This is a genomic window from Pseudoalteromonas sp. 2CM41L, assembly GCF_023161905.1.
GTDB classification, from domain to species: Bacteria; Pseudomonadota; Gammaproteobacteria; order Enterobacterales; family Alteromonadaceae; genus Pseudoalteromonas; species Pseudoalteromonas atlantica.
This window is the reverse complement of sequence record NZ_JALNTN010000015.1, coordinates 65,595-88,299: the sequence shown is the minus strand read 5'-3', so window position 1 is coordinate 88,299 and position 22,705 is coordinate 65,595. Positions and strand designations below refer to the sequence as shown.

22 protein-coding genes are annotated in these 22,705 nt (G+C 42.8%); 7 read left to right on the top strand and 15 right to left on the bottom strand.

Features of this window, described 5'->3' with window-relative positions; genetic code table 11:
* Positions 1-63: 63 nt before the first annotated feature.
* On the top strand, positions 64-429 hold the full coding sequence (locus tag MTF64_RS15880) for a GNAT family N-acetyltransferase (protein ID WP_248451963.1): 366 nt from the start codon (positions 64-66) through the stop codon (positions 427-429).
* A gap of 3 nt (positions 430-432) precedes the next feature.
* On the opposite strand, the gene MTF64_RS15875 is transcribed toward MTF64_RS15880, so the two are convergent.
* The 6 genes from MTF64_RS15875 to MTF64_RS15850 all read right to left on the bottom strand — a co-directional run bounded on the left by MTF64_RS15875 (position 433) and on the right by MTF64_RS15850 (position 5,033).
* Positions 433-1,068 (bottom strand): trimeric intracellular cation channel family protein, encoded by a 636-nt coding sequence (locus MTF64_RS15875; RefSeq protein ID WP_058547789.1) that lies wholly within the window; start codon positions 1,066-1,068, stop codon positions 433-435.
* Between the two features lie 761 nt (positions 1,069-1,829).
* Positions 1,830-2,009 carry a hypothetical protein gene (locus MTF64_RS15870; RefSeq protein ID WP_064387091.1) on the bottom strand — a complete coding sequence of 60 codons (180 nt, stop codon included), beginning with the start codon at positions 2,007-2,009 and terminating at the stop codon, positions 1,830-1,832.
* A 50-nt stretch (positions 2,010-2,059) separates the two neighbouring features.
* Positions 2,060-2,554, bottom strand: a complete 495-nt coding sequence (locus MTF64_RS15865) for a hypothetical protein (RefSeq protein ID WP_248451961.1) — start codon at positions 2,552-2,554, stop codon at positions 2,060-2,062.
* Between the two features lie 20 nt (positions 2,555-2,574).
* The gene (locus tag MTF64_RS15860) at positions 2,575-3,039 is read right to left on the bottom strand and encodes a hypothetical protein (protein ID WP_248451960.1); all 465 of its coding nucleotides are present in this window, start codon (positions 3,037-3,039) and stop codon (positions 2,575-2,577) included.
* A 42-nt stretch (positions 3,040-3,081) separates the two neighbouring features.
* Positions 3,082-3,675 (bottom strand): RDD family protein, encoded by a 594-nt coding sequence (locus MTF64_RS15855; RefSeq protein ID WP_248451959.1) that lies wholly within the window; start codon positions 3,673-3,675, stop codon positions 3,082-3,084.
* Between the two features lie 203 nt (positions 3,676-3,878).
* Positions 3,879-5,033 (bottom strand): iron-containing alcohol dehydrogenase, encoded by a 1,155-nt coding sequence (locus MTF64_RS15850; RefSeq protein ID WP_064387095.1) that lies wholly within the window; start codon positions 5,031-5,033, stop codon positions 3,879-3,881.
* Between the two features lie 221 nt (positions 5,034-5,254).
* On the opposite strand from MTF64_RS15850, the gene MTF64_RS15845 reads away from it, so the two are divergent.
* Positions 5,255-6,154: a LysR family transcriptional regulator gene (locus MTF64_RS15845; RefSeq protein WP_248451958.1), complete on the top strand. Its 900-nt coding sequence runs from the start codon at positions 5,255-5,257 to the stop codon at positions 6,152-6,154.
* A 230-nt stretch (positions 6,155-6,384) separates the two neighbouring features.
* Here the strand turns inward: MTF64_RS15845 and MTF64_RS15840 are convergent, their stop codons facing one another.
* The 9 genes from MTF64_RS15840 to MTF64_RS15800 form a co-directional block, all read right to left on the bottom strand.
* Positions 6,385-6,780, bottom strand: coding sequence for a DUF4019 domain-containing protein (locus tag MTF64_RS15840; RefSeq protein ID WP_248443452.1), 396 nt, complete (start codon positions 6,778-6,780; stop codon positions 6,385-6,387).
* Positions 6,781-6,885: 105 nt separating this feature from the next.
* Complete coding sequence (locus tag MTF64_RS15835; protein ID WP_248451957.1) at positions 6,886-7,899, bottom strand: MBL fold metallo-hydrolase; 1,014 nt, start codon at positions 7,897-7,899, stop codon at positions 6,886-6,888.
* A gap of 9 nt (positions 7,900-7,908) precedes the next feature.
* Positions 7,909-9,807, bottom strand: coding sequence for a TonB-dependent receptor (locus MTF64_RS15830; RefSeq protein ID WP_248451956.1), 1,899 nt, complete (start codon positions 9,805-9,807; stop codon positions 7,909-7,911).
* A 212-nt stretch (positions 9,808-10,019) separates the two neighbouring features.
* A complete protein-coding gene (locus MTF64_RS15825; protein ID WP_248443449.1) occupies positions 10,020-10,754 on the bottom strand; it encodes a DUF5020 domain-containing protein in 735 nt (244 codons plus the stop codon).
* A gap of 30 nt (positions 10,755-10,784) precedes the next feature.
* On the bottom strand, positions 10,785-12,161 hold the full coding sequence (locus MTF64_RS15820) for a nucleobase:cation symporter-2 family protein (protein WP_248443448.1): 1,377 nt from the start codon (positions 12,159-12,161) through the stop codon (positions 10,785-10,787).
* Positions 12,162-12,239: 78 nt separating this feature from the next.
* Positions 12,240-13,307, bottom strand: a complete 1,068-nt coding sequence (locus MTF64_RS15815) for a BMP family ABC transporter substrate-binding protein (protein WP_248451955.1) — start codon at positions 13,305-13,307, stop codon at positions 12,240-12,242.
* Between the two features lie 67 nt (positions 13,308-13,374).
* Positions 13,375-14,301 carry an ABC transporter permease gene (locus tag MTF64_RS15810; RefSeq protein ID WP_029773012.1) on the bottom strand — a complete coding sequence of 309 codons (927 nt, stop codon included), beginning with the start codon at positions 14,299-14,301 and terminating at the stop codon, positions 13,375-13,377.
* 2 nt (positions 14,302-14,303) lie between these two features.
* Positions 14,304-15,407, bottom strand: coding sequence for an ABC transporter permease (locus MTF64_RS15805; RefSeq protein WP_248451954.1), 1,104 nt, complete (start codon positions 15,405-15,407; stop codon positions 14,304-14,306).
* A complete protein-coding gene (locus MTF64_RS15800) occupies positions 15,404-16,963 on the bottom strand; it encodes an ABC transporter ATP-binding protein (protein WP_248451953.1) in 1,560 nt (519 codons plus the stop codon). Before MTF64_RS15800 ends, MTF64_RS15805 begins: the two co-directional genes overlap by 4 nt.
* A 200-nt stretch (positions 16,964-17,163) precedes the next feature.
* Between MTF64_RS15800 and xdhA the strand changes: the two genes are divergently transcribed.
* Genes xdhA through uraH form a run of 5 tightly spaced genes read left to right on the top strand, consistent with a single transcriptional unit; the run spans position 17,164 to position 22,704 of the window.
* A complete protein-coding gene (gene xdhA, locus MTF64_RS15795; RefSeq protein ID WP_248451951.1) occupies positions 17,164-18,663 on the top strand; it encodes a xanthine dehydrogenase small subunit in 1,500 nt (499 codons plus the stop codon).
* Complete coding sequence (gene xdhB / locus MTF64_RS15790) at positions 18,650-20,989, top strand: xanthine dehydrogenase molybdopterin binding subunit (RefSeq protein ID WP_248451950.1); 2,340 nt, start codon at positions 18,650-18,652, stop codon at positions 20,987-20,989. The genes xdhA and xdhB overlap by 14 nt, the downstream gene beginning before the upstream one ends.
* Positions 20,982-21,872, top strand: coding sequence for a xanthine dehydrogenase accessory protein XdhC (gene xdhC, locus MTF64_RS15785; RefSeq protein WP_248451949.1), 891 nt, complete (start codon positions 20,982-20,984; stop codon positions 21,870-21,872). Before xdhB ends, xdhC begins: the two co-directional genes overlap by 8 nt.
* Positions 21,869-22,369 (top strand): 2-oxo-4-hydroxy-4-carboxy-5-ureidoimidazoline decarboxylase, encoded by a 501-nt coding sequence (gene uraD / locus MTF64_RS15780; RefSeq protein WP_248451948.1) that lies wholly within the window; start codon positions 21,869-21,871, stop codon positions 22,367-22,369. The genes xdhC and uraD overlap by 4 nt, the downstream gene beginning before the upstream one ends.
* Positions 22,366-22,704, top strand: coding sequence for a hydroxyisourate hydrolase (uraH, locus tag MTF64_RS15775; protein ID WP_024032837.1), 339 nt, complete (start codon positions 22,366-22,368; stop codon positions 22,702-22,704). Before uraD ends, uraH begins: the two co-directional genes overlap by 4 nt.
* The last annotated feature ends 1 nt before the right edge of the window (position 22,705 follow it).

Here is a 22,705-nt window from a genome sequence, read left to right as displayed (position 1 = left end):
TTTACGTTTACAAAAGCCACGCGTGAAAAGCGCGGTTATTAATTATGTCTTAGAAAACTTACTATGGTAGAGCACCTTGAGGTGGCCGGGTTATTTTTAACTGAGCAACAGCATAATGAAAGGGTTGACGAGCAATACGATTGCTCTCATCTTATACAGTTTAATGGTGAAACTATAGGTACGCTAAAGTACAAAATATGGGGTAGCCACATTGAAATAATGCAATTACAAATACACCCCAACCATCAAAATAAAGGCTACGGCAAAGGCGTTATTGAGCAAGTAATTAAAACTGCAAAGTTAAAGCCTATCAAACTAACAGTACTTAAAAACAACCCTGCTAAAGCACTTTATACTCGACTAGGCTTTAAGGTCACTGGGGAAGATAACTATGAGTACCATATGCAAACCCAGCCTATAAATAACTAAGAGCTACTCTCTTTGATCTTTAAAATCTTTTTTTCTGAAAATGGTTAGGTGCCAGCCCCATTTAAGCGAGCCTAATCTTAAAAATACAGTGGTAAAAAGTGAGCCTAAAATACACCAAATGTAATCGACTTCTATGGTAAACAGCGCAGCATAAACTAGGCCGCCTACTAAACAGGCTGAAGCATAGGGCTCGTTTCGCATAACTGAGGGTACTTCGCGGCAAATTACATCTCGTATTAGGCCGCCAAAAATCCCTGTGGTGATCCCCATTGTTATCGCTATTACCATACCTGTACCGCTTATTAAGGCTTTTTCTATCCCCATAATATTAAATAATGCCATACCTATAGCATCGACTAATAAAAAGTAATAGTTATTTACATGAGGTAAGTAACGCACAAAAAATATGGTGGCAATAATAGCGGCGTAAGTTGAGTATAAATACTCAGGCGTAGCTATCCAAAATATAGGTTTATCTAAAAGTATGTCTCTTAGCGTGCCGCCACCTAAAGCTGTAACAGTTGCTACCACCACTACACCAAAACCACTTATGCTTTTTTCATAGCCGAGCAATGCACCTGCTACCGAAAAAAATGCCACCCCAAGCAGCCCCAACACCATAAAATATTCAGCGGTCATGTGCAGTCCTTTTAAAAATTTATAAATGAGTGCATCAACTTATGTGCCAAAAATAATTAGCAAAAGCGAAAAGTGGATTTAAAAATATTATTTAAAAACAATACAGTAGTAAACGTTTAACGCGGTTGTAGGTCAGGCTTAATAAAATGTAATATTTAAAAAGGTAATTATTTTAAAAGTGAGTAGTTTTTACACATTTTTTGTTTTTAGCTGTTCAGCCTTTTTAAGCGCCCACCAGCCAATTGTTAGGGTCTGTTGACCTTTCAAGGTTAAATTTGCAGCAGCCTGTTTGGTATTTAGGCAAGGCAGAGCCTATGTGGTGTGGTTATTCCCCATAAGTAGGCGATAACGTAGCATCAATGCCAAACAGGCGCTGCCCTTCGGGTTCTGCCTAGGGACAATTTACTCTTTGTTGCTCGGTTTTTACTTAGCCCACTAGGTTACAAACCTCGCGCCGCGATTAAATCGCCCCTAGTTTGAACAAATTTAATCGGCAAGGGTCAACAGACCCTTGGCTCATTAATATACGTACGGGAAAGTAAACAACAGCAGGAATGCCAAATAACCAATTGGCAAAGCCTTAGGGCATGACATAAAACGCAACCTGCTTCACCCAATATCTAATACCAACCCGCAATAATACTTAATCATTTTTAGGGGCTAAACGTGTCGCTATCTGCGTTAAAAAATTCTCATTTAGAACAACTAAATAACGAATTTTTTGCCTAGCTATCAACACGTTTACCTATCCTCAAAATAGATCACTTAATTAAGCGGATTGGTATAAACTCTACATACTGCGCTAAAAAGTCATTAAGCGATAAGCTTAAAAATGCTAAATTATTACTGATTAAAACCCAAAGCGCATATACACCGAGCAGGCCATCGCCCACACTGCCAATATAAGATGAGTAACCAATAAATAATAACAAGCCGCGCATGGTAAGTCCCTGTTAGCTGTATCGTTAAGTTAAATAATAAACTCGCTTAGTTAATTACAGCCTTTGTTGGTTTTAGCAAGCAGAACGTCATGCACACTTGCATGTGCACCACAGTAAAAAATATAGTTAGAACAATGGTAGTTTTCATCCTTAATATTTAAACCATTCTCATCAAATTCTAACTCAAACTTACAGTTAATATCGTATTCGGGCTCTTTCTCTTCAAACACCAATTTTTTACCCTTTAGGGCTAAAGGTAATGGTTCTTTCGTCCCCTCTAGTGGGGCAGTGATAGTGCAAATATGAAAGTTAAAGCCCCAGATAAGGCCTTCTGCAAAGTATTTATCTTCTTTTTTAAATACATTTACATAGCTCCTTTTTAATTTAAAACGCTCATTACTTTTGCTTCCATCGTCGTTAAGCATAGGGATCGCGCTCGTTATTTTATCCGTTGTGGAATAACATCCTTCAAATGAGCTTGCATATGAATATCCACTAAAGATGACACTTACTAGCATCAAAAATATTAAAACCAGTTTGCTCACCACTGCTCCTTGCTGCGCTGTTAATCTTCGTCAAAAAAACGGCCACTATCATCTGTCATTTTTACTGGCAGGCCGTTATCTACCATAAAATAGTAAAAACGTAGGTCGTCAATTAAATCTGGGGCGGTTATTTCAATATCTTGGTATGTCGCGTTTTTAAACTTAAATCTTAAAATATGCTCAAAACGCTTAGTTTGGCAGTACAGTACTTCTTCAAGTTCATGTACTTTGATCGTTATACCTAATACTTCAAGCTCGCCATCAACAATTTCAACCGCATGGCATTGTTCTTTTTTCATATAATGCCATTGTAAAAATACCCTCAATAGGACAAATGCAAATAAGTATAAAAATTGATGCAGCAAAGGTTGTTCAATAAATACCTCTACCCAAAATAAAATAATAACGGCGATGAACGTATTACACCCAAGCGTCCAAAGTAGTTTTGCGCTGGGTGCTTTTTTGTACCTTGTCAGTTTTTTCATAAATCCCTTTAAAGTATTATCCTTCGCTGAGCATTGCTCATGCTAAATATTACTTACTTTTGTTCCCGCTATATGATCGTGTAAACAGCGTTTATCTTTTCCTAATATAAATGCAGGGTTTACAAATCCAGCAATAAACTGACCTACCGAAGGGACTAGTGATAGCAGCTGCATAGGTAACATGCGTTTAAAGTAAATAGTTGTAAAACTTGCTTGTGTGCCGTCTAGGTTTTCTATACGAATAGACATGCAGTATTTACCAATAGTTTGTCCGCGGTGATACATAAGGTAACCATGAAGCACTAACATAGAAAACACACCGAAGCCCCATAAAAATGCCGTTAAACTCAGATTTGGTTGGCTTAAACTTTCAAAACCGATATACATTATTACAGGTATAAAAACCGCTATACCTAATAGGCCGTCAATAATAGCAGCAACAAGCCTGTCCCCGCGTGATGCTTGTTCACCCGCTATTTTTAGGTCGGCATTGTGTGCGGGTTCTTGCGCTTCTCGGGTTTTTATAAGCTCGTCTATTTCTTTTGCTCGCTCAGGAAAGCGTTCTCGGTCAATGACTTTTGCGCTGGAGTAAAGTTCATCTAATGTGTACGTAGAAAAGTCTATTGGGGTATCCATGCTTGGGGGGATTCCTTTACGTAATTTATCTCAAAGTAGCATAGCTTTAGTAATTTATTCAATATCTTAAATTAAAGACTGGCGTAGCTTTTAGCCTTTAGTTTTTAGCCTTTAGTTTTTAACTTTTAACTTTTAACTTTTAGCTTTTAGCTTTTTGAGCATAAAAAATGGCGCTAAAAAGCGCCATTCAAAAAACAATTAAATTAAAGCGCTAGGCTTAAAATTTTCTTCGCTTTAGCTATGTCAATATCGCCATGCTCGCCAAGGGCTGTCATGCCGTTACGCTCTAGGTTGTTGGCAACGGCTTCAACCGCGTCTTCACCTAGGTCGTAATCGCCAAGTTTTGTTTTAATGCCCATTTGCTCAAAAAAGTCTTGAGTATGTTTAATGGTTGCATCAATCAGCTCGTTTTTGTCTTGCATATCAAGGCCAAATACACGCTCACCTAACTGAATAATTTTAGCGCGTTTTTGCTCTTGCTGAACAAACATTAGCGGTGGTAATACAATTGCAAGTGTTACAGCGTGATCTAAGCTATAAAGCGCTGTTAGCTCGTGGCCAATCATATGCGTAGACCAATCTTGCGGTACGCCTTGGCCAATTAAGCCATTTAGTGCCATCGTTGCCGACCACATTACGTTTGCACGAACATCGTAATCTTCTGGGTTTTCAAGGGCTTTAGGGCCTTGCTCAATTAGCGTAGATAAAATGCCTTCAGCAAAACGGTCTTGCAGTGGCGCATTAACTGGGTACGTTAAGTATTGCTCAATAACATGTACAAACGCATCAACTACACCGTTAGAAATTTGGCGAGTTGGCAGTGAGAATGTATACGTAGGATCAAGCACGGCAAATTGCGGTTGTACAATTGGCGTACCAAAGGCACGTTTTTGCTGGGTTTCTTTACGGGTAACAACTGAGTTACCGTTGCTTTCTGAGCCAGTAGCCGGAAGCGTTAATACCGCGCCAATAGGTAATGCACTTTTTACTTCTGCACCATTAACTAAAATATCCCAGCCGTCGCCTTCGTATTTTGCTGCTGCCGCTACGTATTTAGCGCCGTCGATAACACTACCGCCGCCTACAGCTAATATAAAGCTAACGTTTTGCTCTTTCACAATTTCTACAGCTTTAGAAAGTGTTTCGTAAGTTGGGTTTGGCTCAACTCCCGAAAACTCCACAAAGTCCACACCTTCAAGTGCCTTTACTACATCGTCATATACGCCGTTCTTTTTGATCGAACCGCCACCGTATAAAAACATGACCTTGCCTTGGCTTGGTACGCGGCTTGCGATCTCATTAATTTGATCTTTGCCGAATAAAATCTCGGTGCGGTTTTTAAATGCAAAATTTAACATATTTGTACTCTACTTGGTTACGGGGCTCAGCCCCTGGTGCTCATTGCTTTATAAAATGGGAATTAATAGTTAACTTTCAAGTAATTAATTACCTATTTTATAAATTAAATATGAAAACGGTTAATGTCTAACTGAACGAGCGCAAGTGTACGCCCACTTTACAATAACTAGAATTCAGTTAATCTTGCTTTACCCATCGGATTTCTGATACCTAATGTTTTATGTCTTATTTTGTACAATTACGCACCTTTGTTGAGGTATATCGTTGTAAAAACATCTCTCGGGCTGCTAAAAATTTGGGGCTGTCGCAACCAGCTGCAACCGCGCATATACAAACAATGGAGTCGGTGGTAGGTAAATCGTTATTTGAGCGGCGTCACCGAGGCGTAGAACCAAGTAATGCCGCCCACGATTTAGCAGGCCAAGTGGCAAATCACCTTGATGCTATAGAGCAAAAAGTCGCCTCGGTACGCACCCGTTCAAACGATGTGAGCGGGACGATTACACTAGCCGGGCCCGCCGAATATATTAGTTATGTTGCCTCAGCACAGCTGGCAAATTTGTTACAAGCAGGCAATGTTGATGTGGTCGTGCTGCCTGGTAATCGTGAGCAAATTTATACAGCGCTCGATACTGGCGTTGCCGATATGGCTATTACAGCCTCCCTGCCCGATAACAAAATTTATGACTTTGAAGTGCTCGACAGCGAAGAGCTAGTACTAGTGGCGCACCGTTTATTAGCGCAAAGCTTAGAGGGGCAAACCATTACGCCAGCACTTTTAAATACGCTGCCGGTGGTTAGTTACGACAGTCAATTACCGCTTATACGTCAGTATTTTGATATTGTATTTAAGCAAAGCTGTACGTCAAAAATAATTGCCCGCTGCCCCGACATACGCGCGCTCGCCGGCATAGTAAGAACCGGTGTAGGCTATACCGTGCTGCCTGATTATATATGTCATGACGATATTCAATCGGGTAGATTAATTAAACTTGGTCCGCAAGGGCCGGAAAACAATTTGTACTTAGCGTGGCGTAAAGGGGCGCTTGCCCACCCGCGGCTTAATTATGCCCGCGATGTGTTAATGGCTTTTTCTAATATTAATAAATACGCAAAATAGTTTTTTAACTTATACCAATCCGCATAATTAAGTGATCTATTTTGAGGATGGGTAAACGTGATGATAGCAAGGCAAAAAATTTGCTATTTAGTTGTTCTCGGCAATTGCTCCTGCATTGCTCTACCTTCTGCATCCATGCAGTCGTAAATGAGAATTTTTTAACGCAGATAGCGACACGTTTAGCCCCTGAAAATGATTATGTATTATTACGGATTGGTATTGAACGCTGGTTATTTTATAAAATAGCCAACCGCGCGCCATTGCCCACTGCTTTTACTTAATGTAAGGGTTTCAACCGCAAGCCTTGCTGAAAATTGCGTTTTAAATTGCACAATAAGGTATTTACCTTGCGGGGCACCAGGTAAAGATGAGTAAGCATTAGCACTTATTTGTTCTCGCGTAGCCACTTTACCTAGTGGCGCCCGCACTGTGTTTAGGGCGCTTTTCCAGTTTGCTTTACTTAATTGCGATTTAAATAGCGCATCGGCTTGTTGCCAACTTTTTGTGTATTCACCCGCATCAATTAACTGTAACCAGTTTATTGCTACGGGCATATTTTTAGTGGTTTCGGCCCACACTGAGCAGCTTATAAACAAGCATAAAATTAAAATGAGGGGTTTCATCATTCTTCCTTTTAATCTGGCGTTAAAAGTAAATATAGATACTCCAAATTACAACACATTGGTTAAATGGTTAACCCCTAATATTAAAAACTTTTGCAAATAAGTGCCTTACTCTCCTTTAATTTTTAAAACCTGCGCGTATGTGCAATCGCTTAACATAGAAAAACCATGCGAGGCTTGCTCTTGGCCTATTACAAATGGATGCGCCGCCTCGGGGGCTCTATTTTTAAGTTGCTTTATGCGCTCATACGAACCATCGCGTTTAGGGTGATTTGATATAAACACATCTACACCGGCTTGCATTGCCAGATTGCCAAAACGTTTAGCGGCGACACTGTAAGCGCTAATTCGCTCAATATCAGGCCCATAGTTTAGCCCAGTCCCTCCCCACAGGCTTAGCATATGTTTTTTGCCGTTATCGTATACTGGGAACAACAACGAAATAGTGCCAGGGGTGTGTCCAGGCGTTAAATGAACGCCAATGCTGGTATCGCCAAGCGTAATTGTATCAGCCACTTTTGTGCTTATATCTCTTGTTGGCCGTTTGCCCCAACGTGGGCTTTCAAAATCAAGCTTTGGTTGTTCTAAGCGTCGCCACTCAACCTCACTCATAACAACACGCGGTTTGTATTTATTAACTAAGTACTCTTGCCCACCGTAATGATCACCATGCCCATGGCTAATAATTAAATACTTAATATCTTCGGGGTTTAAGCCTAGTGTGAGCAAACCTTTTTCAATGTAATTTTTAGCTTGTTCGTTGTTATTTAGCGCATCAATAACAATAAGCCCTTGTGATGTTTTAACTACCCAACTTGCCACTCCACCAGTACCTACATAATAAAGGTTGTCAAACACTTGTGTAGGTTCAATCGTTGATGAGCGCCGTTTACTACCCAACTTTTTACTGCGCTTTTTACCTTCATTATTAGTGCGAACACGCTTTGTTAAATCACGTAACGGGTTTTGTATATCGCATAGGCTGGTTAACCCCGGAAACTCATCAGCGTACTGCATGCCTTTTTCGACATAATCTTGCGCTGTTAATTGTGTATTTTGCGCAATAGCTGGGTGCGTAGCTAAAAAGCTGAGTACCACAGCAGAGAATATAAATTTTGGCATAAACACCCCTTATAGTTTTGTATCTATAGCTAGCCAGTAGCGTCGGCCATCTTCTACATAGCCGTATTCATCGTAGCTGGTTGCTTTATCAAATATATTGTAAATACCAAACATAACTTTAACGTTACCGTTTACTTGCCACGCACTGCCTATATCTGCTGTTGCAATAGAAGGGGCTGAGGTTAAACGGCTAGTTATAGAGGCTGCTTCGGTTTCTTTACCGCGGTAATTAGCACGTGCCCACGTATTAATGTTATCGCTTACATCCCAGTTAATATTTAGCGTTGCTAAATGTTTAGGTATTTGCGTAAGTGGCTGGCCTTTATTGTCGCCACTGCGTTGCTCAGAAAACGTATAGCTGTAGCTAGTTGCAAGGGTAATATCTGCACTTAACATTGTTTCTATATTTAGCTCAGCCCCATAAGTTACCGCTTTATCAATATTGATGTTATAGCGGTCGGTTTCATCACCACACACTGTGATAGGACATAAAACGGTGTTAATTTTGTCTTCAAAGCTATTATGAAAAACCGTGATATTAGTTTGAAAGTCACTGTTAGCATAATACACAGCCGCTTCTTTACTGACGGATGTTTCGGGCTCTAGGTCAGCATTTCCATATAAGTCGCCACCGCGGCTGCTTTGGATCCAATTAGGGCTAAGCTCGCGTAAATCTGGCGCTCTGTAACCGGTAGCTACGCCCGATTTAAAAGTCCATGCCTCATTAATATTCCAAACTCCGTACAGGCGTGGACTCAAGTGCGAATCAAACTGCTCGTTATCATCAACTCGTAAACCCGTGGTAAGGGTAAAATCGGGGTGTAAGCTCCACTCATCTTCAGCAAATAGCGACCATTGTTTGTTATCTATTTTAGTAATAGTGGCTGCGTTTGTTGTTTTGTCATCAAGCTTTTCTTGTTCAAATGCGCCGCCTAATGTTACATGGTGGTTTTCAAGTGCAATTGACCACTGCGTATTTGCTAAGGTATTTTCGATGGTTATTTCACGGCCTTCGTTTTCAACCGACTCTTGTTGAATATACGAATGCGCAGCGCCCCAACTATAGCTACCTTTATGTGCTAACGACCACGTGCTGCGGTTATTGTTCGTTTCGCTAGAGCTATTTCGATTAGGTAACGATAGCCCCGAGGTAGAAATACGTTTTTGATCGTGTTCGCTGTATTCAAGCGATATCACATCGTGCTGGGTGGCTGTTAAATGCAGTGTACCACTGTAGCTTGTCAGCTCTTTTTCACCGTAACCGCGCTCAATTTCATCTTCTTCACGCTCTTGGTAAAGAGCCGAAAGGTTAACGCTTAATAAATCTTTTATTAATGGCCCCGCTGCATATATTTGCCCTTGGTATTCATCACCCGAATTACTGTTTTCTTGCTGTGTGGTTTCTAGGCGAACATTAGCATGCCAATTGTCGTAATTTTTACGGGTTATAACATTAATAACGCCGCCAATTGCATCCGACCCATACAACGTAGACATAGGCCCACGCACAACTTCAATACGTTCAATAGCGTCTAGTGGTGGCAGCCAATCTTGCTCAAAGCCACCGCTGCCGCTTGGTTGTGATTCACGCCCTGACTGCTTTTTACCGTCTACCAAAATAGCAGTGTACTGCGCTGGCATGCCACGCACGCTTATATCTTGTCGCGAGCCACCACCGGTAACCGTAACCCCTACAACATCGTTAAGTGCATCGGTTAAGTCTTTATAAGCGCGGTTTTCTAGCTGCTTTTTGCTAATTAAAGTAATAGAAGCTGGCGCTTGCGCTAAGGTTTGTTCAAAGCCAGAGGCGGTCACTACTATTGTTTCTATATCATTGTTAGCGTTAGCCAAAGTGTAAAATGGCGCGACAGCAATTAGAGGCAGAGCTAAAGTGTTTTTCAGAGTCATTACGTGGCATTTAATTAGTTATTTTACGTAATGATAACAATTATCAATAACCTCAGCAATTAACATTTCATTAATCCACAATAAAACTTAACCGATTAAGCTGCAGTTACTCCAGTGCCATTATTAACAATAAGCCAATTTTATTGCGTTTAATGTACAAAAAAGGCTGCATTAACTAGCAGCCTTTTTTGTATTCTGTAACGCTTAAAGTTTTAAAAATGCCATTTAACCATTAGGTTTGGGTTGTGCTCTGTTTGACCATCTACACCAAACTTATTTTTCCAATATACGTATTCTATACCTACATCAAGGCGACCTGTGTCTAGGCCAAGCATAGGAGCAATGTTGTATTTAAGTTGTGAGGTAAAGTTAAAGCCGCCTTCGCTTTTACCAAACATAGTGTCGGTACTGTCAACAATATCTAAAAAGCCATCGTATCTAAAGTTACCCTTGTTATAGCCCCACGTTACGGTTATTTGGTTGTTATCTTCACGCTCTATGCCAATATCGTCCTGAAAACGACGGTAATAAGCCACATTAAAATATTGAAACCCTGGTACATCTAACGATACGCCGCCACCTAATAAGTAGTTATTTTGATCGGTATCGCCCGAGCCATATTCTGTTTGTAGGCCTAAAAACACCCCTTTAACAAAGCTGTTTTGTGGCTTGTAAAGCGTTGGGTTTATGTTTAGCTCTCCGTATACTTCATCTGGGTTACTTAATCTATCCATAAAAAAGAAGGTACCGCCCCATGTATGCCCCGATGCATGCTCAATGGTTACTACGCTTCTGTCATCTTCCTCCCCCGAGAACGGCTCGAGGTAATCGGCGCCGGTCATGGCGGTTATACTAAAATCTGACCACAGCTCTTTTGCCGACACACTACTTGAACACACCGCGATAGCACTGACTAAGGCTAATTTTTTAATCGTTGTAATTTTCATTGTTAATCCCTTTGTTATAATTTTATTAGTCTAGTTAAGATGATCTGTACTTGCTGAATAATTTTCTGGTAAAACAAGCGTCATAACGATGGCGGTTAAACCCGATACCGTTACAGCGCTGCCAAAAATAGCGGTTACCAGCTTAGGCGCATTTATAAACATTTCGGGCACAAAGCTAACCCCTAGCCCCATACCTAAGCTCACCGCAATAATAAGTAAGCTACGACGATTTATTTTTTCGCTTGCAAGAATTTTTACCCCTGCGGCTGCCACTGTGCCAAACATGACAAGCGTTGCACCGCCTAGCACTGGTTTAGGAATATTTTGTAGCACAGCACCAATCACCGGAAATAACCCTAAAATAATCAAAATTACACCAATCCACAGGCCAATGTATCTACTTGCTACACCGGTTAATTGAATAACGCCGTTATTTTGGCTAAAAGTAGTATTAGGAAACGTATTAAATGCGGCAGCAATCATTGAGTTAACCCCATCGCCTAAAATACCGCCGCGTATACGCGCTAAATAGCTTGCGCCTTTTACCGGTAATTTAGACACCGCACAATTTGCGGTTATATCGCCTGTGGATTCAATGGCGGTAATTAGGTATAAAAAGCTAAAGGCAATCATGGCGCCAAAATCAATGTTAAAACCATATTTAAACGGTAGTGGCATGGCGATTAAATCAAATTCGCCCATTTTAAATTTGGCTATACCTAAAATAAGTGCAAGTAACCACCCTACTAACATGGCAACGACTACAGCGGTAAGCCTTACCCACTGATTTTTGCTAGCATTAAGTAATACCACCAGCGCCACCACCGAAAAGCCCACAATTAAGTTGCTTGGCGAGGCAAACTTTTCAGGCATATTAGTTAATAACCATTGCCCGCCGCCTATGTCGGTCATGCCTACTTTAATAAGGTAAACCCCAATGGTGGTGATCACCACACCGGTCACTACAGGCTTAATTACTTTGCCAAGCTTTTCTATAAAAAAGCTAATAAATATCTCTACAAAGGCTGCTAAAAAACACACAGCAAAAATGGTGGCAAGTATTTCATCGTTTCCGCCTCCAGTGGCTTTTACGGTAAAACCGGTTGCCAAAATAGTGCCTAAAAACGCAAAGCTGGTGCCTTGTACGCATATAAGCCCTGAGCCAATTGGCCCCACACGGCGAGCCTGAATAAATGTACCAACCCCCGATACAAACAACGCCATACTAATTAAATACGGTATTTCGCTACCAAGCCCCAACGCACCACCAATAATAAGCGTGGGCGTAATAATACCTACAAAACTTGCCAGTACATGTTGCAGGGCAGCAAAAAAGGATTCGGTCAGCCCTGGTTTATCATCTACTGCGTAAATTATGTCTTCTGAGATTGCTTCTTGGTTTGACATAGTCAACATCCTTTTAGCGCTTTAATATGGGCAAGGTATAAATGCCTTGCCCAAGTTTTAATTTAAATACAGTGGCGCTTATTTAAGCTGCCCTTCAACACCCTCTACATAAAAGTCCATTCCCAGTAAGGTTTTATCATCAATTGTTTGCCCGGCTTTAGTTACCAGCTCACCTTGCTGATTGTTAATTGGGCCACTAAATGGATGAAACTCCCCATTGGCAATTTTGGTTTTAATCGCCTCTACCTCGGCAACAACATTGGCAGGAATATCTTTACTCAGTGGCGCTAAGCGGGTCATACCGGCATCTATGCCTTTCCATACATTTTGCGATTCCCATTTATCATCAAGCACTTGCTGCACGCGCTCGGCGTAAAACTCATCCCAATGATGCACAGGCGCCGTAAGGTGCGCTTTTTTACCATAGCCGCTCATATCTGAGTGGTAACCAATCGCGTATATTCCAGCGGCTTCTGCGGCTTGAAGTGGGGCGGGTGAGTCGGTGTGTTGGGTAATAATATCAACACCTTGGTCGATTAAACTGTCGGCAGCTTCGCGCTCTTTACCAGGATCAAACCAGCTATTAACCCACACTACTTTTACTTTTGCGTTAGGTTTTACTGAGCGCAGGCCTAAAGTAAACGCGTTAATACCGCGTATTACCTCAGGAATAGGAAACGCGGCAATATAGCCAATACTGTCAGATTTACTCATGTGCCCAGCAATAACACCGGTTAGGTAGCGCCCTTCGTAAATACGGTCAAAATAAGTGCCCACATTTTTAGCGCGTTTATAACCGGTTGCATGCTCAAACTTTACATTAGGAAAACGTTTAGCCACTTTAATGGTCGGGTTCATGTAGCCAAACGAGGTGGTAAATATTAAATCGTGCCCGCTTTTGGCTAGTTGTGTAATAACTCGCTCGGCATCGGCGCCCTCTGGCACGCTTTCTACAAAGGTGGTTTTTATTTTTTCGCCAAATTTATCCTCTAGGTAGCGGCGGCTTACATCGTGGGTGTAAGTCCAACCAGCTTCGCCAATCGGGCTTACATATACAAACCCTACTTTTACGCTGTCTTTTGCCAGTACACTCGCGCTTAACCCTAAGCTAAGTGCTACGCCAAGCGCTGTTATTAGTTTTTTCATTGTTATTCTCCGTGTTGTATTTTTAATATCCTGTTGAAGGCTTATTGTTACTCTTTGTATAAAATTTTTAATGGCCCTTATGCCAAGGCTTACCTAGCCACATGGGTTCGTACATTTTTAGTTTTTGTTTATTTTTACTTAGCATAATCAGTACTATAAGCGTTGCACCATAAGGCAGCATGGCCAGTAAATTAGAATCCACCGCTAAGCCAAGCGCCTGTGCCACTAAGTGCATAATGCTGGCAAAACCAAATAAATAAGCGCCTAGCATTACCCGCTCAATTCGCCAACTTGCAAATACCACTAAAGCCAGTGCTATCCAGCCACGTCCCGAGGTCATGTTTTGTGTCCAAAGGGGTGTGTAAGCAAGCGACAAGTACGCCCCTGCAATACCCGCCATTGCGCCGCCAAACATCACCGCTAAATAGCGAGTACGCATTACAGGCAAGCCTAAGTTATTACCAACGCCTGGGTTTTCCCCAATGGCGCGTACCGCAAGCCCTGCCCTGTGGTATTTAAAAAATAAATAAGCACCAAGTACTAATGCCCAACTTAAATACACAATGGCATCTTGCGAAAACAGCGCTTTGCCCAGTAGCGGAATATGCTCAAACCCTGCAATTGCTAAAGTAGGTAAGGCATTAATGGTTTTGCCCTCGTAATCAACACCTAAAAATGCCGACAAGCCCGTGCCAAAAATAGTTAGCGCTAACCCGGCAGCCACTTGGCTAGCATTTAAATTAAGTGCTACAAACGCAAATACTAACGACGCCATAACCCCCACAAGCGCAGCCACGCTGAAGCCTATAAAGAGGTTGTCGCATTGGTACATGGTTATAAACCCTGCCACCGCGCCTAATAACATCATGCCCTCTTGCCCAAGGTTAAGTGTGCCGCTTTTCTCGCATACCATTTCACCTAGAGCCACCAGCAATAAAGGCGTGCCGGTGCGAATAGTGGCGTATAAAATATTTGTGATTACCTCTAAATCCATGTTTAAGATTCCTGTGCGATGGGTGTTAGCTGCGTTTTTTGTTGTTTAAATGGCAGTAACAATTTAATGCGATAACCAATAAGCACATCGCACGAGAGTAAATAAAACAGCATTAAGCCCTGAAAAATGCCGGTAATGGCATTGGGTAGGCCAATTTCTATTTGCGCCATTTCGCCGCCCATATAAATAAGCCCCATTAACAGCCCAGCCAAGGTGATCCCAAGCGGATGTAAGCGCCCTAAAAAGGCCACAATAATTGCAGCGTAACCATAACCGGGTGATATTTGCGGCACTAATTGCCCTATAGGCCCAGCCACTTCGCCAGCCCCTGCAAGCCCAGCTAACCCGCCACTAATCACTAATACACCAGCAATTAAAAGCGCACGTTTATAGCCCGCCATTTTGGCCGCCGATGCATCAAGCCCAAGTACTTGTATTTGAAAACCCACAAAGGTTTTACTAATAAACACCCAGGTGGCACACAGCGCTAATAGCGCAAATGCAAGCCCTAAATGAAGGCGAGTACCCTCAAATAAAACCGGTAGTAAGGTGCTATCGCCAAATAAGGCGCTTTCAGGAAAGTTATAGCCGTATGGGTCTTTTAATGGCCCGTGTACTGACCACAGCAACACATTAACGGCAATGTAATTGAGCATAATGGTGACTAAAATTTCATTGGTGTTTAAACGTAATTTCATAAAGGCAGCTAAGCCTGCCCACAGCATGCCACCGGCAATACCTGCAAGTAATGTAAGCCCTAATGCAAAGGAACTTGTAGAGTCAACAAAGTTAACAGCTACGGCACTGGCGCATACGCCGCCAATCAGTAGCTGCCCTTCAGCACCTATATTCCACACCGACGCTCTGTAGCACAGCGCTAAACCATAGGCACATAATAAAATTGGAATGGTCATTACTAATAGCTCGGTAACGCCGTACCAATCAGAAATAGGCGCTATGAGTAAGGTATATAAGGCATTAATCGGGTCGTGCCCTAATAAAGCAAACACCACATAACCTGTTATTAAAGTGAGTAAAATGGCTAAAACAGGAGAGAGATAACTCCATGTGTTTGAGCGCTCTACGCGGGGTTCAAGCTTTATCATGCCAGCGCTCCTTGCGGTATTATTTTTGCTGTGTTGTTTTTAAGGTCGTGATTAAAATCGCCCGCCATCCACTGCCCTAATTGCACTAGTGGTACACAGTCGGTATTTAAAATAGGTGAGAGCTTACCATCGCAAATTGCACCAATACGGTCACAAATTTTATAGAGCTCGTCTAAATCTTCTGAAATAACCAGTACTGCACAGCCTTCGTCGCGCAGCGTTAAAATAGCCTCGTGAATGGCAACTTGCGCGCCAATATCTACACCCCAAGTAGGGTGCGACATAACCAGCAATTGTGGGTTTTGCTCAACCTCTCGGCCAATAATAAACTTTTGCAAATTACCGCCCGAAAGGCTTGCTGCGTGAGTACGGTTGCTGGGGGTTTTTACGTTGTATTTTTTAATGATTTTGTCGGCGAGTTGGCTAATTTTTTGTTTTACTAAAAAGCCTTTCTTAACTAAACCACTATCAAAACTGGTAAGGAGTGCATTGTGCGCTAAGTCCATATCGGGTACTGCGCCGCGCCCTAGCCTGTCCTCGGGTACGCATGCAAGCCCGAGCCTGCGCCTTTTTAGAGGGCATAACGCATCAACAGCGGTATTTTTAAATTTTATTGCGTTGCTATTTTTTTGCGGCTCCTCTCCCGAAAGCGCTTTTAATAGCTCCTCTTGCCCATTACCGGCAACCCCTGCAATACCGACTATTTCGCCTTGTTGTACGGCAAAGTTCACGTTTTTAAGCGCAATATCAAATAACGCCTGCGCACTGGTTGATAAGTTATCGACTGTTAAAAAATCACCTGTGCCAGTCGCTCTGCGTGTTTGGTTACTTATTGGCGTGCTGTCGCCTACCATTAAGCGAGCTATTGATTCGCTGGTTTCGTTTTTAGGAATGCAATGCCCACTTACTTTGCCGGCGCGCAAAATAGTGGCGCTGTCGCAAAGCGCAATAACTTCATGCAACTTATGGCTAATAAACAACACCGAGCAGCCTTCTTTTTTAAGCGAATGCAGGGTTTTAAACAGTGCATCTACTTCTTGCGGGGTGAGTACCGAGGTGGGTTCATCTAAAATAAGCAGTTGAATATCTAATAATAAACACCTGACTATTTCTACTCGTTGGCGCTCGCCTGTTGAAAGCGTAGAGACCAACCTATGCGGGTCCAGCGGCATGCCGTACCTAGCCGATGTTTTACTAATTCTGCTGGCAAGTGTGCTGCTATGCCCTGCTAAATCGCCCAGCGCTAACGCGATATTTTGCGCAACTGTTAGGGTTTCAAATAACGAAAAATGCTGAAACACCATACCTATGCCTAATTCGCGGGCATCGGCGGGTTCTTTTATGTCCATTTTGCGGCCATTAAAAAACATGTCCCCTTGGTCAGGTTTAACCACACCGTAAAGCATTTTCATTAACGTGCTTTTACCTGCGCCGTTTTCACCAAGCAGGGCATGTACCTCACCATGTTTTATTTTTATTGTTACGCCGTCGTTGGCTATACATCCGGGGTACTGCTTTGTCATTCCCTGCATAGTAAGGCGGTATTTATTGTCCATTATTTAAACCTTTCTTTGTGCTTGTTGGTTAAATAAGCTAGCCTAGAAACTTAGCTGACCAAGCGGTCAACAATGGCATGGTATCTGCAATTAACTTACCAAGATGAAAAAGTTTTTTTCTTACCTGCTTAAAAACAACAAGAAAAAATATACGCCAAGCCTTTACATATCAGGGCTTTATAAAAGTTAAGGGGGTCTGTGTGATTACGTTTTTATTAAATGACACGCCAATAGAAGTAGAAGAATGCGCGCCGAATCTCACCATTTTGGACTGGCTTCGCACCAAAAAAGGGAAAATGGGCACCAAAGAAGGGTGTGCAACAGGCGATTGTGGCGCATGCACAATTTTAGTTGGCGAAGAAAAACTAAATTCAAACGGTGAGCCAGTTTGGCACTATAAAACCATGAATAGCTGCCTGCTTTTATTAGGTAATGCACACGCAAAACACATAGTAACCGTAGAGGCTGTAACAACTGGGCTTTACCCTACACTTAACGATTTACACCCAGTGCAACGCGCATTGGTTGAGTGCCATGGTTCGCAATGTGGTTTTTGTACCCCTGGCATAATAATGAGCATGTTGGCGCTTTATATTAATAACCCGAGTTACCCAGGTAAAAAAGCCGCTATTCATGCGCTAGGGGGTAATTTATGTCGTTGTACGGGTTACAGCCCTATTTTACTTGCCGTTGAAAAAGCTTATAGCTATGAGCGCAAAAATGAGCCTTACTCTGCCATGGCGGCACAATTTAAGGCATCACTAAATATAGGTGATGACATTCCTTGTTTAAAAAATGGACCTTGTACGTTTTATTTACCACAAAGTGCAGCGCAACTTGTTGAGCTTAAAGCGCGTTACCCGCAGGCACACTTGGTTGCTGGTGGCACCGACTTTGCCATTGAGCTTAGCCAAAACATGCTATTGCCCGATATTATTATATCGCTTAGCCAAACCAGTGAACTGTGCACTTTAACCGATAACAGCGGCGAGCTACATATTGGTGCAGCACTACCTTACAGCCAATTTATTGAAGCGTTTTACACTTACTACCCTGAGTCTAAAGAGCTGTTTGAGCGCCTTGGCTCTAACCAAGTACGTAACAGTGGCACCTTAGGTGGCAGCATAGGAAACGCCTCTCCAATTGGCGATCCTGCCCCTTTACTCATTGCACTTAATGCCACTTTAGATTTATTAAGCACAGCAGGCACACGTACCATAAACGTGGCCGACTACTTTGTTGATTACAAAAAAACAGTCATTAAAAGCGATGAAGTCATTAGCAAAATTACCGTACCTAAACGCCCAGACTCGTTAAAGCTTGCGTGTCATAAAATTTCAAAACGCTTTGAAGATGATATATCTACTGTGTGTTTAGTGCTGGCTATAGAGCAAACACAAGGCGTAATTAGCAATGCCCGCTGCGCCATGGGCGGTATGGCTGCAATACCCAAACGCGCCGTAAACATAGAGCAAAAACTTAATGCTCAGCCCTTGCAAGTAAGCACCTTTATAGATGCCGCTAGTGCTATAAATGATGACTTTGCTCCCATGAGCGATGTACGCAGCAGCGCGCATTACCGCACTACGGTAAGCAAAAACTTACTACAGCGTATTGGTATTGAGTTTTGCGGTGCACAGCCAAGCAGTAAAAATAATAACAACATTGCCATTACGAGGATTTCACATGCGTCACTTTGAAATGGATAAACTAAAAGCCCAAGGCGGAAGTGTTGGCCAATCTAATTATCACGAAAGCGCAATAAAACAAGTATGTGGCAATGCAAACTACGCCGACGATAACCCTGAGCCCCATGGCTGCTTGCACGCCTACCCTGTGCTTGCGCCTATTACCAGCGGCTTTATTAAATCAATTGATACAAGTAAAGCGCTTGAAGTGGCAGGCGTTAAACGTATTTTATCGGCCGATGATGTACCCGGTAAGCTTGATATTGGCCCAGTATTTCCTGGGGATGTGCTATTAACCAATCACGAAATTCAATACCACGGGCAACCTGTGCTGGTAGTGGTTGCCAAAAGCTACGCCATTGCGCGCCGCGCTGCTCGCTTAGTGGTTATAGAGTGCGAGCAAACCACCCCCATACTTGATATTAAAGAAGCGATTAATAAAGAGCACTGGGTAAGACCGCCACATTCACTTAACCGCGGTAATAGCGAGCAAGCAATAAATAATGCAGCCCACCAACTTAAAGGTGAAATACACATAGGCGGGCAAGAACACTTTTACCTTGAGGGGCAAATAGCACTTGCTCAGCCCGATAACGATGGCGGGATTCATGTTCAATGTTCTACCCAGCACCCAACAGAAGTGCAGCACTTAGTTGCTAAAATTTTAAAAAAGCCATATAGCTTTGTAAACGTAGAAACCCGCCGGATGGGCGGAGCCTTTGGCGGTAAAGAAACCCAAGGCGCGCCGTGGGCTTGCCTTGCAGCCCTTGCAGCTTACTACCTTGGCTGCGCCGTTAAAATGCGCCTAGCCCGCAGCGACGACTTTAAACTTACCGGTAAGCGCCACCCATTTTATAATCAATACCATGTAGGGTTTGACGAAAATGGCCTAATTGAAGGCGCTGATGTAACCGTAAATGGATTTTGTGGTTATTCGCCTGATTTATCTGATGCCATTGTAGACCGTGCAATGTTTCATGCAGATAACGCTTATTACTACCCAGCTGCAACCATTAAAGGGAATCGCTGTAAAGTAAACACCGTAAGCCACACCGCCTTTAGAGGATTTGGTGGCCCGCAAGGCATGATCATGGGCGAGCTAATAATGGACGATATAGCCGCTAAATTGGGTAAAGATCCGCTTGAGATCCGAAAGCTTAATTTATACAAAAAAGGCCGCGACACCACGCCGTATCATCAAACAGTAGAGCAGCATATTTTAAAAGATATGATAAGCCAGCTTGAGGAGTCGGGTGATTACTGGGCGCGAAAAAAGGCAATTAAAACCTTTAACGCATCATCGCCTATAATCAAAAAAGGCCTTGCGATGACGCCGGTTAAATACGGTATATCGTTTACCGTACAGCACTTAAACCAAGCGGGTGCATTAGTGCATGTATATAGTGATGGCTCGATACATTTAAACCATGGCGGCACCGAAATGGGCCAAGGGCTTAATACAAAAATAGCGCAAATAGTAGCCCATGGCTTTGGCGTTGATTTTGACGCAGTAAGCATAAGCGCTACTCGTACCGACAAAGTACCAAACACCTCGCCAACCGCCGCATCAAGCGGAACTGACCTAAACGGCATGGCGGCGCTAAACGCGGTAAATACCATAAAAGAGCGTTTAATAAACTTTATAAGTGAGCACTTTGAAGTAGACAGCCAAAGTATTGTATTTAAAGATAACCTCATTACCTTTAGTAACGGCGAAATTAGCTTTAGCGAACTTGCAAACCTTGCTTACATGAATCGTATATCGCTTTCATCAACCGGTTACTACGCCACGCCTAAAATTCATTACGATAGAGCGAAAGGCGAAGGCCGGCCATTTTTTTACTACGCGCATGGCGTAGCACTGAATGAAGTAGAAGTAGATACGCTAACAGGCGAAAACACCGTAACCCGCGTTGATATACTGCACGATGTGGGCAGCTCAATTAATCCTGCACTTGATATAGGCCAAATTGAAGGGGCTTTTGTGCAAGGTATGGGCTGGCTTACCACCGAAGACTTACAATGGAATGATAAAGGCCAGCTTGCAAGCTTTGGCCCAGCTAACTATAAAATTCCTGCAATTGGCGATACCCCAGCCGAATTTAATGTAAATTTATATAACTCGGCCAATCCAGAAACCACGGTATTTAGATCAAAAGCGGTTGGCGAGCCACCGTTTATGTTGGCCTTTAGCGTATGGAGCGCTATTCGAAATGCCATAAGCAGTGTGGCTGATTACAAATACATCGCCCCACTAGACACACCTGCCACACCTGAGCGTGTATTAAATGCAATTGAGCAAACCGCTAGCTGGTTTAAGGAGCAGCAACATGGCTAATTCAAATGAGTCGTTCCAGGGTTTTCATACGCAAAATTGGGCGCAAGCTATAAACGAGCACGAACAAAGCGGCACTAATTATGTTATTGCCACTGTGCTTGGCACCAATGGCTCAACCCCACGTGGCACGGGCTCTAAAATGGTAATAAGCGGCGAGCACATTTACGACACCCTTGGCGGTGGACACCTTGAATACGTAGTTATAGAAAAAGCCCGCGAGCTACTTGCCAAAGGCGAGGCAGCGCAAGTGATAGAGCAATTTAACCTAAGCGCAAATTTAGGCCAATGCTGCGGGGGAGCTGCCACCGTTATGCTTGAGTGCATGCAATGCGAACGCTTTACCCTCGACATATACGGCGCAGGCCATGTAGCACAGGCGCTTATTGGTATATTGGCGCAATTACCTATGCGTATACGCTGGATAGATAGCCGCGCCGATGTATTCCCGCAAGTTATTCCTAATAACGTAATAAAAGTGGTTGATGAAGAGCCAACAGAGCAAGTTAAACGCGCGCCAAAGGCTAACAATTACTTAATATTAACCCATAACCACCAGCTCGACTTTGCGCTTACACAAGCCATTATTAAACGCGCTGATGCCAATTGGCTTGGTGTAATTGGCTCAGATACCAAAGCAAAACGCTTTAAACAGCGCTTAGCCCATCGCGATTTTACCACCGAGCAAATAAAGCAAATGACCTGCCCTGTTGGGCTTGAAAATGTTACGGGCAAGCTTCCTATGGAAGTGGCAATATCAATTAGCGGGCAGTTAATTGGCCTTTATCAGGCTATGCAAACCCATGCGCCCAAACGCCAAGGCCTGCAATGGCGTGCACTTAAAAATGCCTTAATTAGCACCACGCACGAGGAAGAAAACGCATGAGTAGCTTAAAAATTAATAACCTAAATGCAGCGCAAGCTCATCAAGCATTAGAGCATTGTTGCGCCGCCCCTAACTGGGTAAGCGGTATGCTAAATATCATGCCATTTGAAAATAAAGAGCACTTATTTAACAGCGCTCAAAGCGTATGGGATAGCCTAGGCGAAAGCGATTATTTAGCCGCTTTTGAAGGCCACCCGCAAATAGGCGATTTATCAACTTTAAGTAAAAAGTACGCCGCTACAGCGCAAAAAGCGGGGCACGAACAATCAGGCATGAGTAAAGCAAACGAGCAAACCCTAAAAAAAATGATTGCGCTAAATAAACAATACCTCAGTAAATTTGGCTTTATATTTATTGTGTGTGCCAGTGGTAAAAGTGCTGAGCAAATGCTTGAACTTATTGAGCAGCGTATACACAACACCCGCAGCACAGAGCTTAATATAGCCGCGGGCGAACAAGCCAAAATAACAAAAATAAGATTGGAGTCATTGCTATGAATAAAAGCCCTATTACTACCCATATTTTAGATACCAGCACGGGCAAACCGGCTGAAAATGTAGCTGTACAATTGTTTGTATACGCTAATAACGAGTGGCAATTAATTGCTCAAGGAAAAACAAATAGCGACGGGCGAATTACCGACTGGCTCAACACAGACGTAGAATTTGCAACCTATAAACTGGTTTTTGACTTAGATAGCTATTATGAAAGCCAAGAAACACCTGCGTTTTACCCTGAGGCGCAAATTACCTTTAGATTACAAGATAAAAAACACCATCATATTCCGTTATTGCTTAGCCCATTTGGCTACTCAACGTACAGAGGCAGCTAAT